We start from the raw sequence: 15,854 nt of genomic DNA, 5'->3' as shown, positions 1-15,854 counted from the left end.
AGTTGAGGTATACGAAACCAAGCCTTAAGGCTGATAGAAGAACTCTACTCAATAAGTTTTTTAATCCAGTTTAAAATACACTTCCAACCCAATTCCACATACTGGCACCAAGACAAACGTTTTAGTGCCAGAACATGCAAAATACCTCAACGCAACAAACCATAAACTGCCAGCACAAGCAATCACACATGGAGGTGACTTCTGTTGCTGTGTGTAATACACAAGCGCAGCACTTTGGCCTTGCGGTATGTAGCTTGGCAAGCGAACCTGAAGAAAGTGGTATTAGCCCTCGTGTGCTGCTTATGCCTGATGGGGCATTCTCTGGCCATGACGGTAGACCATTTGAAGTACCTGGCAACAAATGGCTAATGGATGAAACGGCGTTTAATAATCTTAAAACCGCTGCCCTTAGCCGTGCTAACGATTACCTCTTTGATTACGACCACCAAACCCTATTTAAAGCACAGAACGGCCAACCTGCACCAGCGGCTGGTTGGTTTGCATCTGACAGTTTGGAATATGTGCCAGGCGAAGGCGTGTATGCCAAGAACGTAAAGTGGACTACGGCGGCACTGAGTGCGCTGCGCAATAAAGAGTACCGCTACGTTAGCCCCGTGTTTGCTTACGACAAGTCTACAGGTCGCCCATTCAAATTACTTCACGTTGCCTTAACCAATGACCCCGCAGTACTGGGCATGGAAGAGGTAGCAGTGTTAAACCTGCAATACTCCTCAGGAGCACCCAAGATGAACGAAGCCCAGCAACTCCTCGCTGCGCTTGGCATTACCGTAGACGGTGATGTTACCAGCGAGCATATCGAAAAAGGCAAAGCGGCCATTACCGAGCTGAAAAGCAAGGCCGACGGCGCAGAAGGTAAAGACAAGCAAATTGCTGCCTTGAACACACAAATTCAACAAGCCACGTCGAATACTAAAGTGGACTTAACCAAGTTTGTGCCAGTTGATGTACACAACGCACTACGTGGCGAACTGGCCGCACTCAATAGCCAGCACCAAGGGGTGACTATTGAGACCGCTATTGATAAAGCCAAAGCTGAGGGCCGCGTGATTGCCGCCGAGATTGATTACCTCAAACAACTTGGTGAGCAAAGCGGACTTGCCGCCCTCAATGCGGTGTTAGATAGCCGACAACCTATTGCAGCGCTAAACGCTCAGCAGTCCAAACCAACCCCAACACCATCGCAGGACAAAACAGGCGTTGCCGCTTTGTCTGCCGAGGATAAATACGCGGCTGACCAACTGGGTATTAGCCACAAAGATTACGCAGCACTGAAAGAGGAAGACCAGTAATGGCGATTATTACTCCTGCATTATTAACCAGCCTACAAACGGGCTTTAAAAAGAACTTCCAAGATGGCCTTGGTGAAGCACAGCCGCAATATACCGAAATAGCAACGGTGATCAGCTCCAACACTAAGTCAAATACATATGGTTGGCTCGGTAAGTTCCCTGCACTTAAAAAGTGGGTTGGAGAGCGTCAGCTTGAATCCATGAAAGCCCACGGCTACACGATTGTGAATGAAGATTTTGAAGGCACAGTCAGTGTTGACCGCAACGACATTGAAGATGATGAGCTAGGCGTATATGCGCCACTTATGCAAGAAATGGGACGCTCAGCGGGCATTCACCCGGATGAAGTGTGCTGGCCGCTGCTTAGAGCGGGCTTTACCACGCTTTGCTATGACGGCCAAAATTATTTTGATACTGACCACCCTGTTTACGAAAAAGCAGACGGTACTGGCGCAGTTGAAAGCGTTGCTAACATGGCTGAAGATGGCACTTATACAGGGCCAATTTGGTATGTGATTGATGGCTCGAAAGTCATTAAGCCAATCATATTCCAAGAACGGAAGAAGCCCGTTTTTGTCAGTATGACCAAAGTCGATGACGAAGCCGTGTTCACCAAAAAGCTATTCCGTTACGGCGTAGATTGTCGTGATGCCGCAGGCTTCAGCTTCTGGCAATTAGCCTTTGCGAACAAACGCGCCCTGAATGCCGACAACCTGTGGGACGCAATTAAAAAGATGCGTACTTTTAAAGCTGACGGTGGCCGCAAGCTTGGTATTCGCCCGACTAAATTGGTTGTGCCACCAGAGCTTGAAGATGTCGCAACCAAACTGCTTGAGCGTGAAATCGAAAACAACACATCTAATGAACTCAAAGGCCGCTTGAAGCTCTGCGTAGCGGACTACTTAGACGCCTAATTCACCCGTAAGTTAATTGCTCTGGTGAGTTACACACCAGAGCTTCCAGAGAGAACCTATGAAATGGAAAAGACTCAGATTGCTAGCGCCATTGGTTTGGCTTTTATCAAGATCCATAACTCACAACCCACGGGCTATAGGCGAGCGAGGATCACTTTGCAAAGTGGTGAAAACAACATCCCCGCAGAAAAAATCTCTATTGAACAACTGGAAAATTTGGAAAAAGATCCACGCCTTGCGGTGTCGCGCATTGCTCAAGCGAGTGAAGATACAACAACGACACCAAACATGGAGCCAGGAAGTATTTGTACCAGTGTAGAGGGCGTTGAAATTGACCTTGCAGGTGTTGACCCTGAGCTGCACCCATTCATTGGTGTAATGGCCATTGAGCAGTTCACTAAAAAGCCGTCGGTCGAGCAGCTAACCATTTCAATCAGTGATGATGAAAATGGTGAGACAGTCACTGGTGAACTAAAGCCAAGCGCTGCTCAGCGTGATGCTGCATGGCAGGTTTATCAATCTGCCCTAAAGAACGTGGAGCAATAAGCCATGACTTACGCTGCCGCTGAAGACATGCAAAACCGCTTTAACCACCAAGACTTGGTGCTGCTTACTGAGCGTGAGCACAGCACACCAGGTGAAGTGGATATGGCTGTGCTCACGCAAGCCCTTGAAGATGCCACAGCTGAGATTAACGCCTACTTATCTGGCCGTTACATGCTGCCACTTAACATTGTACCCACGGCATTAGTGCGCATTTGTTGTGATATTGCCCGCTACTTTTTAAGCGGCGATAACGCGCCGGAGCATATTCACCAACGCTACATGGATGCAGTGAAGTTTTTAAAAGCGGTGAATGCAGGCACAGTGTCGCTGGGTATCGATAGTCAAGGTGATAAAGCGGAGACTAACGACACCGCCGTGATGGAATCAGCAGGCAGCGTATTTGCTCGCAACAAAGCCAAGGGATTCATCTGATGTTTGAAATTAAAGATGACTTTTTAGCAGCGGGCCAACTGTTAGAAACTGCCCTAAGTGCAGTGCCTGGCATACGCCACGTTAAGGCACTCGATGACTTAGCCGAGATAGACAAAACCAATCATACCCCGAGCTTGTTTTATCTCTACTACGGCGAGCAATTAAAGGAGAGCGCTTACGCTGGAGCTAATACCCTGTTAACGCAAACTTGGCTTGTCATCTTAGCTGAGCGAAAAGGCAGCAAAACCGCAGGCAAAAACATTGCCGCCACTATCCGTGCCATTGCCGGAAAGATGACTGGCGATGCTGGCCCTTGGCAGCGCGTTAACACCCCAATCAAACCAAGATACACCAGTGGCCATGCGTTTTACCCGCTGGCCGTTACCTGTCAAATGAAGTTTAAAGGAGCACTTACATGAGTGGCTTACTAGTAGCGGGCAATTTCTTTATTGACCGATTAAACCCACAAGGCCAAAGCCTCGGTATTTTTGGCCCTATCAATATGACCAAGCTCAGCATCAAAACAGAAGCTGAGACCAAGACTCGTGCATCTCGTAAAAAAGAGTCTTATGGCCAAGCGTTAGATGACGTCAAGATTGCCAAGCCTGCTGAAGTGTCGTGCGAGTTTGACGACCAACCCTCTGAGTTATTGGCAATGGCGCTGATGGGTAAAGTGGTTGATCTAAACGAAGCCAGCGGCACGGTAACGGATGCAGCAAAAACCTTGCCCGCCAATCAGGGCTGGCTAGAGCTTGGCCATAAGAACCTAGCCGCTGAAGGTCTTACAGTTAAGCAGGCAACTACCACACTCACACTGGGAACTGATTTTGAGATCAACTATGCACTGGGTTTGATCCGCTCAGTCAAAGGTGGCGAAGTAGATGCAGGTGGCAGCATTACCGTGAGCTATCAACACAATGCGCGAAGCGGTAAAACCATCCAAGGTGGCATTGAATCACAAGTTCGAGCACGTATTTTTGGTGAGGGAACCAACCTTGCCAACGGTAAAGCTATCGAGCTTGAAGTATACGACGTATCACTGATGCCAGATAAAGAAATTGATTTCGCAGCCAGTGAGTTTGTGAGTGGTGGCCTAGCAGGTACTGCCAAGCTGCCAGCTGGTAAAGCAACCCCATTCACCTATACCGAACTAGACGCATAGCTCCCGTTGGGGCTTCGGCCCCTTTTTCAAATCCTTAAACTCATTTTCAAACTGAGCGGTTGTAATGGCTAATAAGACTCTTGAACTTGCACTCCGAATAGTGGCCGAAGCCACTGGCAAACAAAACCTTGAACAGTTAGTTGCTGAGCTGCGCCGTATTGAGCAAAGCGCAGATGATGCTGCACCTGCCACAGACCAACTCGGCCAGAATTTAGATGAGGCGGCCCAAGCTGCAAAGCAAACGAGTAAGCAATCAACTGAACTTGCCGATGACTTAGCGTCGTCAACTACCGCAAGCGCTAAGCTTGGTGAATCGCTCAGAGACGTTTCAGATAAAGCGAAAACCACGGCGAGTAATACCCAAGCGCTGAGTGGCGACTTAAATCAGGTTGGCACTGCTACAACGAACGCGAGCCAAAAAGCAGGCGTCCTTGCGGATGTCATAGATGAGCTAGGCAATCAACAAGAACTTATCCGTGCCTTTGAGCGTTCGAAGCGTGAACTCGAAGAGCAAGAGATTGCCACGGCTGCCGCCGCGCATGCACTCGACCTATTACAAAAACAAGCACAAGATACCACTGCGCCATTTGTAGAGCTTGCGCGAGGCATTGACCTTGCAGAGCGAGACTTGCAGCAAATGCGGGCTGAGCTGACACAGCAAATTACCAAACACAACTCTCTGCAAGCTGAGCTAAAACGCTCAGGCATTGATACTAAAGACCTTACCGTTGCAAAGCGTAATTTAGCCGCAGGCTTTGCTAAAGCTGGTAAGTCCGTTGATGGGTTTACACAAGACCTAAAACAAGGCAGTGCTGCCCAACAAGCACATGCAGAAAGCCTGGGTAACGTCGCAAGCCAAATCGCGGCGGTTGCTGCTGCCTACTTTGGGTTAGACCAAGTTGGCCAAGCCGTGCGCTCCGTGTTTGAAACGGGCGATAAGTTTGAAAAGCTCCAGGTGCAAATGAATGGTCTCATGGGCAGCATTGCCCAAGGTGAAAAGGCCAGCGCCTGGATAACTGAATTTACTAAAAATACGCCACTACAAATGGGTGAAGTTAGCCAAGCATTTGTGAAGCTCAAGGCATTCGGCCTCGACCCAATGGACGGCACGCTGCAATCCATCACGGACAGCGCACTAAAGCTAGGTGGTGGGTTTCAAGAGGTTGAGGGAATAAGCCTTGCGCTTGGCCAAGCTTGGGCTAAACAGAAACTGCAAGGTGAAGAGATTTTGCAGCTAGTTGAACGTGGTATTCCTGTATGGGATATGCTGCAAACGGTCACGGGTAAAAACGTCCAGGAACTACAAAAGTTAAGTAGCGCAGGCCAGCTAGGCCGTGACGTTATCAAGCAGCTGATTGATGAAATGGGCAGAACCAGCACAGGCAGTGCGGCTGCACAAATGGCACTATTTAGCGGCCAAGTCTCTAACGCCAAAGACAATCTGGAGCAGTTTTATAACCTCATCGCTAAGTCTGGCGCGATGGATTGGCTCAAGGGCCAAATTGGCGAACTAAACAAAGAGTTCGCAGCAATGGCAGCTGATGGCCGATTGCAAGAATGGGCGCAGTCAATCAGCGACACCATTGTGGCAACCGGCACAGCGATAAAAGACACCATCACTACGCTGTATGAATACCGTGAAGAAATAGGATTTGTAGCCAAAGCGTGGCTGGCCCTTAAAATCGGCTCTTATTTTAGTAGTGTTGTGGCAGGTGCAGTGAGTGCCACCCGGGCATTTGTTACCTATAGAGCCGCTATAACCGCAGCGACAACAGCCACCAATGCTGCGACCGTTGCTGCAAACCGCTGGCGTAATGTGGCTGGTGTGATTGCCCGAGGCGGTGTGTATTTAGCGCTAACCAATGAGGTTATTAACCTGATTGGTGAGTATCAAAATTTAAAAGTTGCTGAAGCAGGCGTCGCGGAAAGCCAGCGCAATGCCGAGCTACAGGCCGCCAAACTGAAAGGTGAGCTTGAGTTAATAAGCTCAACCACAGGCATTCTTGTTACCAGTTTAGAAGAAGTGGAAGCAGCTGTGGCTGCTGGCACGCTGGTCATGAATGAAACCACCGGAGCCTATGAAAACGCAGCACGTAAAGCCGAAGCGCTCGCCGAAGCCACACGCATTGCCGCTGAAGAAGAGCGCAAGCGCCAAGAATTGCTCAGGCTCACCATACCTGAAGCGCTGCGTGTGATCGAAACATTAGAGCAACAGGCGCAAAACCTAAATGGTGTACGCGCTGGTGTTGATGGTTTTATCCAATCCATTGAGTCGGCACGTACCGCGCTCGCTGGTGCTGGAGAAGAGTATAACCAACAGCTAGTGTTACTCGATTCATTAAAAACGAAGTTTACAGCACACAGTGAATCGCTAGAGCGCCAAGCATATCTGACCAATGATGTAAGTAAAGCCTATAAAGAGCTAGGTATCACCAGCGCCGACGCACTCACTCAAACGGCTACCAAGCTGCAAGGAGCGTTTGAACTACTCCAACAAAGCAACGAACCAGTTGCTATGCAACAGCAAGCATTTTTGAAGTGGGCGCAAGCTGCAATTGAAGCTGCTAGTGCAACTGACCAAACTGTGCCTGCGTCCGTTCAAGCCGCAGCGGCCGCACTGGGTTTAACTGCTGAATTGGATAAACTGGTTAATGCTGCGAATAAACTCAAGCCTGCCACAGACATTAATAGCGATGCAGTAAACCGCTTTGCTACGGCTTTGGATAAAACCAAAGCTGCAATGGAAAATCACAAGAGGATACTTGATAGCTCCACTGCAAGCGCTGAGCAAAAGCGAAAGGCGCAAGCTGCCCTTAACCATCAAACAGGGTTGGTTATAGAGCAAGAATCCGACCTAGCTCGCGTACGAGAGCTAGAAACCAAAAGCTTGCAGCAGCTAAGTTCTGAGCAGCGCAAACTGGAGCAAGAGCTAGAGCAAGTTAATCAACAGTACCAAGTCGGTGCGTTGTCAGCTGAAGACTACCAGCACAAAAAAGACCGAGTTAGCCAAATCTTGTCTGTGGTAAACAACTTGCTCGGTGATTTTAAGAGTGCTCAGGATGCAGCAACGGATGCAACCAAGCGAGGAACCCGCGCAACTGAAGATGCAACAAAGGCCAATGAGCGGTCTCTAAAAAGCCTGCGCGAGCAAAAAGAAGAGTTAGAGCGTGTAAGCCAAAGCGCCAACCGTGCTGCAACCAGCATGAGTAACTACCAAAACCGCAACCGCCCAACGGTTGAGCAGATAGTGGACTATCAGGAAAAGTACGAAACTGGGCGCGGTGCAGCTTATCGATTTGAAAGTGATGAAGTCATTGCCGAACGCGCCCGTCGCGAGCGCGAGAAAATGCAGCAGCAACAGTACGCGCAGTTTGAGCGTGCAATTAACGCATCCACATCAACGTCAGAGTTATCCAAAATTTATGACCGGATATTTAAACAGCTCGTTTATATCGATGGCGAACAAAAGCGCGCATTGCGAGATTTAATTGACCGCCAGCGTGAATCGCTCAAACAAGTTGCCAGTGCCAAGCGTAATCCCACACGCTCAAACACAATCACACCGCGTGAAAACACTGAGTATTACAGCCCAAGCCCTGTGCTGACTAGGCCAAACAATAGCTCCCCGCTGAGTGATGCTGTTAATGGCAAACTCGATAAATTGCTAACCCTACTGACAGGCCAGCAATCCGGTAAACGCATTGTATTGGAACTCAAATTACCCAGTGGCAACACTGCTGAGCTGTACACCACCATTCGAGACCAACTATTAGAAGAGCTTGAACAATTGAGTAACGCCCAATGATAGTAATTAACGCCATAGAACTACCACACGCCGTGTGGACAGATGAGCACGATTATCAAGCCGTTGCCGAGCAAACGGAACTCGCCATTAACGGCGCGCCCCATATTGAAAAAACGCTGCTACCTGGTCGGCCTATCACAATTGAGAGTGTGCTGGAGGCAGCGAATGCCTACATTGCACTATTTGACCATAGCCGAACCACACTAACCGTGTTTGATATATCGATACGAGGCACGGTATACACCGTGGTTTGGGACCACAGCCAAAAGCCTGTCACGGGCAGCGCCGTCAGTTATTACTCGGATGCAGCACCTGATTTTTTTGAAAACATAACCTTACGACTAAAAACGGTGTAACCATGTTAAGAAGTCACCTTAAAATATTTAAGCCCCAGCGGCTTGGCAGCGCCCCCAATGCAGGCGGCCACCGCACCAACAACGCGGTGGTAAGCGGAAAGCTAAATGATGTATTTAGCTCAATCAGCGACGTCGACCATGCACGCAGCGCTTTTGATTTGGTCAAGCTTTACCCTGCTGTGGCAACGGATGATGCAACAAAATTATCTAAGGCTCATGTATTTATTTCCGACCAACCAGAAGACCCTTTAGTTCACACATTGCTGGTTGAATCTCCAGATTTACGCGACGATTCACTGCTTGAAGATATGTTGGAGCTTATGACTGCAAGCGCGACCAAGTACCACGGGTTGAGTCATTTAACATCGCCATATCAAAGCGGCGAACTGCACCTAAGAGTGCGAGACTTGCAGCGCTCCTTAGCGCCAAGTGTTACCCGTACTCAGTCTAAACAAGGACTGAGACCACAGATGGACAGCGATAGTGATGTAACGGGATATCGATACAAAAAGATTGAGTCATTTGGTAATTTAAGTGAGTTTAGTATCGATATTCCAGACTTATTGCTCGATTACACAAGAGTTGTTGTGCGCGAGCATTCGTGGTTTTCTCTTTGGAAGCAGCACACTATCAACGGCACGGTGGTATCAGGGGAAACGTATGAAGGAAGATATTTGCCTAGCGGTTACTTTCTTTGGATCTACTACTTATCAAAGCTGGATTTTAGGTTTCATTCTTTTGGCTCAAGTCAAAACATCACATTAGGCGCGACAGAAACCATTGTTAAAGGGACGGTTAAGCTAAAAAAATCCGGCTCTAGCCAAATAATCACAGATGATGGCGCTGGTCGCTTTATCCATTCTGGCTACATTATCGCGACGATTGATTATGATACGGGCGTAATTACAGAGTTAGAGCCAATCGATTATAGCGGGACGGTAAGCGAAGAACTGGGCGCGTTAATTCAGTTAAAGCCACTTTCACTGCGAGAAATCGAATTTGCGTTACCGTCTCAATCATTTGCTCGAAATAGTATTTATATTCGCGCAACGTCTGAGGCAGGCACTGAATATAGTGCATCTAGCGATGACAACGGCAACATCACTGGTACTAATATAACTGGCTCAGTAAGTAGTAATGGCACGGTTTCACTGGTGTTTGCAGTAGATATGGTGCAGGAATCTATTACCTATGATTATGATGAACTCACTATTATCAATGTGCCTAGTCCACCTGGTGGCATTGACCGCAGCAAACTACCGGAAGGCGGCTATGTACCAATATTTCATGAGTTTAATCTTGTGTGCGTGCAAGACCGTCACCGGACCCAACACGCAACACTGAGCGATGGCCAAGAATTAACGGTAACCGTTGACGCTAACTGGGTAGATATCGTTGATAATGAGGGGCTATCGCTCTACAGCGCCAATGATGACAATTACAGCTATGACAAAGCCACAGGCAAAGTCACAATCAAGCCTGGCATTACCAACTTTTCTGGCCCGTTCATCATAACCACCGTCTTGAGTGAGTTGGTCTTAGTGGATGCAATCGACGGCGACACGCTCAAAATACTCTCACCACTTAAACGAACATATGACGTTGGCGCAACCGTTTCTAGCGCCTATGTGCTCGGCGACTTACAAGCGCTGACTAAAGATGAACGGACACTCTCAGCCTGGCAAAATAACTTTGGTGATTTTGGCTCTCCGGCATCGAGTGCGATCAACACCACACAATACCCAATCGAGCTGAGCAACCTTGGCACCATTGCCCAGCGTTGGGCAATAGTATTTACCAGCACCACTGCGTTTTATGTAGTTGGCGAGCATGTAGGCACCATTTATAACGGCGACATTACCAGCGACTGCACACCCATTAATGCTAATGCAGGTTCACCATTTTTTGTTCTACGCAAAGAGGCTTTAGGCTCAGGGCTAAACCCAGGCGAAGCGTTTTTATTTGAAACCACCACTGCAAGTAAGCCAGTTATGCTGACACGCTCGGTAAGCCCAGGACACAGTGACATTCAATATGATAAATCAACATTAGCATTTAGAGGCAGTAACTCATGATTTCGGCAATGAATCGACTTAAATTATTCCAAAGCACAGACGTTGGTGCTCCGAGTGGTAATAACTCAGACGCTGGAACGGTTGATGTATTAAAAAAGGTGTTAGTAGATGGATATGGAGAGGTCTCACCTGCGGGCTGGAGTGCCCCATTTAGTAGTACAAATAGTATCGTATTGAAAACAGCCAATGATGATTACTTCTTTAAGGTATATCCCGCCGTGAACTACTCAAAAGGGCTAGCAATACACGGCTACGATGCAATGACCACTATTAATGATGGCGTTAATAGGATGCCTGATATTGATTCCAGTGGCCCAAAGTACTCCCCTGATAGCGTTCCAACTATGCCTAAGCTCAGTGCAAATTGGACAATTTTAGCTAATGAGTATTGCTGCTACGTCCTGAGTGATAACGGAATTTGTGCATTTATAGGCAGCCTCGACAGCAAAGGGGCGGCTCCCAATTGTATAACAGGTGGGTTCCACGGTTGGGACGACACAAGAATGGATAGAGGATTTCCATTTGGAGCTGACTACCACACTATGTTTATTCGTGCGATGGCTGGTCGTGAGTTTATTAAGTTAAAACCAAACCATTACATACTGGAAGTTTCTAAAATTAAGCCTGTGGGCGAAAAGAATCTAATTTACCAGTGCGGCATTACCATAGACGGCACTGAAGCCTTTTTCCCAGGAATGTTTGGTGCATTATTCAACTCAATCAATGACTTAAATATAGAGGGGTATCAGTTCTTTAAATATCACAGAACGGGCAGCTGGAATAGCCATGCCAATGGTGAGGTGTACTTATGTTTACAGTAAGCCGTCGCTTTATAGGAAGCAGTGAAAGATTGATTGGACGTCGAGAAGATCTGCCAGCCAAAGATAGTGCAGCCCACTATGTTTTTTCTATTAAGCTTGATACGTCGAGAGAGAATAGCAATGAATTGGTTTTGGCCTATGACAAAGCAAATAACTACAAACTCATCGGCGCTGCTCGTCCAACAAATAAAGAGTGTGTTATTAAAACGTACAATGCCCGACCACTGAATGAGTTCTTATTAATAGCAATAGATAATGAACAGGATCTTGAGGCTGAGGCCGTTGATAACTGTAAACCTGAAGTTGTATGGCTGTGATTGTCATTAAGCTTGCTCAGCAAGCGAGTAATAAAACATCCCCAATAACAATTACATTTGGAGGTGGTGATACCCCAGTAATTGAGTACATTTCCTGTGAGATGGATTTTAATTTATCTAGCCAGAAAAGCATTACTAATAACGTAGCATTGGCATTTGGGAGAGCCCAAGACATAGATACTATCAACCAACTAATTTCATCGTCAGCAGGCTCGATAGGCAATAATGTATATTTCAACTACCTCAATCAAACCAAAAGTGGCACGAAAGAGTGTTCATTTGGATGGTCTTTAAGCGCACAATACTCAATTGAACGTGACTTTTCTTGGCTAAAAGGTAAATCAGTCGGCGCTAAAAGTTGCATAGAGTGGCGAGGTAAAACAGCAACCCATGAAAGTAACTACGTGATTTATTATGGGCTAGCTGAAAGAAAGTACATCTGTTATCGAGTGGAGCATCCCAAGGCTGGTTCGATAAAGATGTCGCTGAACAAGTCCCAAGTTAGTCCGGAGTTTAGAGTAACTATTAAAATGATGCCAATAGAAAAAGTCTGCTACTGGGGGTTACCCGGCGGGCCAGTTCGCTCCGATGATGACATTCCCCCTATTGATTCCAAAATCCCCATAGAGCCACAGATACAGAGATATTACATCATGCAACCATCAATCAGCTGTAATCGACTAAGTGATGATTTAAAAATACTGATAAATAGTATCAACATTACATGGCAACGTGGCCAGTTTGCTGCAACGGGCAACATCAAGTTTTGCAGCAGAATAGATATGGAGCGTGCAATTGGCCAACAGTTAAAGCTAGTCATTAATGGCTACGAGTTTGTGGTGATTTGCGAGCAACCCAGTACAAGCAATCGATTTGCAAATAATAGCTACAGCGCGTCGATACGCTCAAGGTTTGCAGAGCTTGCAGCGCCGTATCAGCGGGAGCGTAATTACGTAAACACCGTAGATAAGACGCTCGCAGGTATCATGACCGACATACTCGAAAACACTGGCTGGACGTTAGACAACAAAATGATTGATTACCCAATCCCAGAGGGGGCGTTTTCGTATCGAGGATTGACGCCAGCGGCCGCACTATTAAAAGTGGCCAGCAGTATTGGCGCGATATTGGACATTAACGATACAATCAAAACCGTCTCAGTTGTGCCTGAGTGGCCAGTTAACCCGTGGAGTACTGAGCAAGCAACGCCTGATGTCATTCTCAATGATGCTCTAATACTAGAGCACAATACACGAGACACCATTCAGCCTGAGCACAACGTTGTTTTTGTGAGGGGTGAACAACAAGGCGTTGCATGTAAAATCAAGCGCCAAAATACTCCTGCCACTGATTACGCTCGCGACATCGTAGACAATCTAATCACCGATGTACAAGCCGCGCGTCAACGTGGTACTTGTGAGCTTGCCAGAAGTGGCAATAAACGAACCGCAACCATTCGCACCAAGCTCAAAGCTGATCTGCCACCAATCAGACCGGGGATGTTGTTAGGTGTAAGGTTCGAAGACGAGCTATACAAGGCAACGGTGGACTCACTGGCTATCTCTGCCAGTATCAGTAACCAAGGCGCGATTATGGTAAATCAAACAATTCAGGCGGTACGCAATGTCTAACACACTAAACAGACTCGGATCGGTCCTCTCTGGCACACAGCGCAGTATAGTAAAAGTGCTAACAGTAAATAATGATGGCACTACCACCGTAGAGCACAGCGACGGCACAACCAGCCGCGTACTGGGTGATAGTGTTCAAGAAGGCTCTGCATATATAGAGAATGATCGCATTACAGGGCAAGCACCGGACTTGCCGTATAGTGAGGTAGAGGTTTGAGATAATTAATTCTATAAACTCTATTGTGAGAAGAAGCGCCAATCGTTTAAAGTTCATTAACTAGAAATAAGGACCTGCTGGGAATAAAAATGAATGATGATAACCTTATGATACGAGTATTAGAGTGGGCAACAAAGCAAACAGAGTTCAGTTTCCAAGAGCTATGTGAGCATGTTCAACTAAATGATACTGAGAAAAAGCAACTAGTTCTGCTGATAAACTATAAATCTGTGTTATTCCATAATCACAGCGCATTCTACACTTCATACAATCACCCTGATGTAAAAATATTCGCAAGTGCAGAAGATCACTTTAGGTATTTGGAATATGTAGAGCTTAAAGAAGCTAGACAATCCTCAAAAGATGCCAATAGAAAAGCTATGGTGGCTATCTGCATATCAATAGCTTCTATGATACTTTCAGCGGGCATCAGTATCTATGCCATAAAGTCAGAAATCAACATACCGCACAAAGCTTATGAATTATTCAGTGAAGAACACAACAAGGCGCTGAAGGAGCTTAAATTAGTAAGAAGTAATCAACTAGAACTAAACTCGATTATAAAATCACAAGCGATTTGTAAAATCGAGCACGACCCTACCTACTAAAACAATAACAGGGCTGTTTTAGCATTTGAAAGAAGTTTTAAAATACTAAAAACGTAATAATTCTCAGTTTTCGCGCAATTCAAGCTAGGTTTTCGCGCGCGGCATCAAGAAAGAATACAAAACTTCAATGGGAGTTAACGCTGTGTATCTGCTGGGAGCGAGTGTTGAAACGGATTTTAATGTACATGTGTGTTCTTCACCATCATCGACAGGAAGTCAAGCCATCGGCGGATAAACCACCTCCTACCATGTTGCACTGTGCTGATACTATGGTGGGAGTGGGAGCGAGTTTACCTCGCGAGGTTTTCAAATCACACATAGCAAAAAACCCGTCGCATTGCTGCAACGGGTTTCTCTTATTTGGCCCTGGCGATGTTCTACTTTCACATGGGTAATCCACACTATCATCGACGCTGTTTTGTTTCACTTCTGAGTTCGGCATGGGGTCAGGTGGGTCCAAAACGCTATAGTCACCAGGAAATTCTGTTCATCAATGAAGTCTCCCTCATCAATGTAAATCCGGAAAAAGCTTATTAAATTCTTTTGTCTACTTTAGTCTATTAACTTCTGTCGCTTAAACCACTTTGGCGTTGTATGGTTAAGCCTCACGGGTAATTAGTACGAGTTAGCTTAATGCCTCACAGCACTTCCACATCTCGCCTATCAACGTTGTAGTCTTCAACGGCCCTTCAGTTGACTCTAAGTCAAAGTGAGAACTCATCTCGAGGCCTGCTTCCCGCTTAGATGCTTTCAGCGGTTATCAGTTCCGAACGTAGCTACCGGGCAATGCAATTGGCATCACAACCCGAACACCAGCGGTTCGTCCACTCCGGTCCTCTCGTACTAGGAGCAGCCCCTCTCAATTCTCAAACGCCCACGGCAGATAGGGACCGAACTGTCTCACGACGTTCTAAACCCAGCTCGCGTACCACTTTAAATGGCGAACAGCCATACCCTTGGGACCGACTTCAGCCCCAGGATGTGATGAGCCGACATCGAGGTGCCAAACACCGCCGTCGATATGAACTCTTGGGCGGTATCAGCCTGTTATCCCCGGAGTACCTTTTATCCGTTGAGCGATGGCCCTTCCATTCAGAACCACCGGATCACTATGACCTACTTTCGTACCTGCTCGACGTGTCTGTCTCGCAGTTAAGCTTGCTTCTACCATTACACTAACCGTACGATGTCCGACCGTACTTAGCAAACCTTCGTGCTCCTCCGTTACTCTTTGGGAGGAGACCGCCCCAGTCAAACTACCCACCAGGCACTGTCCTCAACCCCGATTCAGGGGCCTAAGTTAGAACATCAACACTACAAGGGTGGTATTTCAAGGTCGGCTCCACAGAAACTAGCGTCTCTGCTTCAAAGCCTCCCACCTATCCTACACATGTAGGGTCAATGTTCAGTGCCAAGCTGTAGTAAAGGTTCACGGGGTCTTTCCGTCTAGCCGCGGGTACACAGCATCTTCACTGCGATTTCAATTTCACTGAGTCTCGGGTGGAGACAGCGTGGCCATGGTTACACCATTCGTGCAGGTCGGAACTTACCCGACAAGGAATTTCGCTACCTTAGGACCGTTATAGTTACGGCCGCCGTTTACCGGGGCTTCGATCAAGAGCTTCGCCTAAGCTAACCCCATCAATTAACCTTCCGGCAC

Annotated in this window: 14 protein-coding genes and 2 rRNA genes (1 of these 16 running past the window's edge); 14 read left to right on the top strand and 2 right to left on the bottom strand. The window is 47.1% G+C overall.

What is annotated here, in order from left to right:
• Nucleotides 1-134: 134 nt before the first annotated feature.
• The 14 genes from JJQ94_RS12440 to JJQ94_RS12375 all read left to right on the top strand — a co-directional run bounded on the left by JJQ94_RS12440 (nucleotide 135) and on the right by JJQ94_RS12375 (nucleotide 14,194).
• On the top strand, nucleotides 135-1,310 hold the full coding sequence (locus tag JJQ94_RS12440) for a phage protease (RefSeq protein ID WP_236596600.1): 1,176 nt from the start codon (nucleotides 135-137) through the stop codon (nucleotides 1,308-1,310).
• The gene (locus tag JJQ94_RS12435; RefSeq protein ID WP_095729138.1) at nucleotides 1,310-2,224 is read left to right on the top strand and encodes a Mu-like prophage major head subunit gpT family protein; all 915 of its coding nucleotides are present in this window, start codon (nucleotides 1,310-1,312) and stop codon (nucleotides 2,222-2,224) included. Before JJQ94_RS12440 ends, JJQ94_RS12435 begins: the two co-directional genes overlap by 1 nt.
• Nucleotides 2,225-2,287: 63 nt before the next feature.
• A complete protein-coding gene (locus JJQ94_RS12430) occupies nucleotides 2,288-2,770 on the top strand; it encodes an HI1506-related protein (RefSeq protein WP_099031033.1) in 483 nt (160 codons plus the stop codon).
• A gap of 3 nt (nucleotides 2,771-2,773) precedes the next feature.
• Nucleotides 2,774-3,202, top strand: coding sequence for a gp436 family protein (locus JJQ94_RS12425; RefSeq protein ID WP_099031034.1), 429 nt, complete (start codon nucleotides 2,774-2,776; stop codon nucleotides 3,200-3,202).
• The gene (locus tag JJQ94_RS12420) at nucleotides 3,202-3,621 is read left to right on the top strand and encodes a phage tail terminator protein (protein ID WP_099031035.1); all 420 of its coding nucleotides are present in this window, start codon (nucleotides 3,202-3,204) and stop codon (nucleotides 3,619-3,621) included. The genes JJQ94_RS12425 and JJQ94_RS12420 overlap by 1 nt, the downstream gene beginning before the upstream one ends.
• Nucleotides 3,618-4,364, top strand: coding sequence for a hypothetical protein (locus JJQ94_RS12415; RefSeq protein WP_010604397.1), 747 nt, complete (start codon nucleotides 3,618-3,620; stop codon nucleotides 4,362-4,364). The genes JJQ94_RS12420 and JJQ94_RS12415 overlap by 4 nt, the downstream gene beginning before the upstream one ends.
• A 64-nt stretch (nucleotides 4,365-4,428) precedes the next feature.
• On the top strand, nucleotides 4,429-8,169 hold the full coding sequence (locus tag JJQ94_RS12410) for a tape measure protein (RefSeq protein WP_099031036.1): 3,741 nt from the start codon (nucleotides 4,429-4,431) through the stop codon (nucleotides 8,167-8,169).
• Entirely contained in the window at nucleotides 8,166-8,525 is a 360-nt protein-coding gene (locus JJQ94_RS12405) for a hypothetical protein (RefSeq protein WP_099031037.1), read from the top strand. The genes JJQ94_RS12410 and JJQ94_RS12405 overlap by 4 nt, the downstream gene beginning before the upstream one ends.
• A 2-nt stretch (nucleotides 8,526-8,527) precedes the next feature.
• On the top strand, nucleotides 8,528-10,600 hold the full coding sequence (locus JJQ94_RS12400; RefSeq protein ID WP_099031038.1) for a hypothetical protein: 2,073 nt from the start codon (nucleotides 8,528-8,530) through the stop codon (nucleotides 10,598-10,600).
• A gap of 8 nt (nucleotides 10,601-10,608) precedes the next feature.
• Entirely contained in the window at nucleotides 10,609-11,421 is an 813-nt protein-coding gene (locus tag JJQ94_RS12395) for a hypothetical protein (protein ID WP_141557622.1), read from the top strand.
• On the top strand, nucleotides 11,409-11,738 hold the full coding sequence (locus tag JJQ94_RS12390; protein WP_099031040.1) for a hypothetical protein: 330 nt from the start codon (nucleotides 11,409-11,411) through the stop codon (nucleotides 11,736-11,738). Before JJQ94_RS12395 ends, JJQ94_RS12390 begins: the two co-directional genes overlap by 13 nt.
• Nucleotides 11,729-13,369: a hypothetical protein gene (locus JJQ94_RS12385; RefSeq protein ID WP_099031041.1), complete on the top strand. Its 1,641-nt coding sequence runs from the start codon at nucleotides 11,729-11,731 to the stop codon at nucleotides 13,367-13,369. The genes JJQ94_RS12390 and JJQ94_RS12385 overlap by 10 nt, the downstream gene beginning before the upstream one ends.
• Entirely contained in the window at nucleotides 13,362-13,586 is a 225-nt protein-coding gene (locus JJQ94_RS12380; RefSeq protein ID WP_099031042.1) for a hypothetical protein, read from the top strand. Before JJQ94_RS12385 ends, JJQ94_RS12380 begins: the two co-directional genes overlap by 8 nt.
• 89 nt (nucleotides 13,587-13,675) lie before the next feature.
• Nucleotides 13,676-14,194 (top strand): hypothetical protein, encoded by a 519-nt coding sequence (locus JJQ94_RS12375; protein ID WP_099031043.1) that lies wholly within the window; start codon nucleotides 13,676-13,678, stop codon nucleotides 14,192-14,194.
• A 364-nt stretch (nucleotides 14,195-14,558) separates the two neighbouring features.
• Here JJQ94_RS12375 and rrf read toward each other — a convergent pair.
• A 5S ribosomal RNA gene (gene rrf, locus JJQ94_RS12370) occupies nucleotides 14,559-14,672 on the bottom strand.
• Between the two features lie 116 nt (nucleotides 14,673-14,788).
• Nucleotides 14,789-15,854: ribosomal RNA gene (locus JJQ94_RS12365) — 23S ribosomal RNA — on the bottom strand; it runs 1,913 nt beyond the window's last position.

It is taken from the genome of Pseudoalteromonas sp. GCY (assembly GCF_016695175.1).
Lineage (GTDB): Bacteria > Pseudomonadota > Gammaproteobacteria > Enterobacterales > Alteromonadaceae > Pseudoalteromonas.
Note: the sequence above shows the minus strand (reverse complement) of the source record. Positions and strands in the feature narration are given on the sequence as shown.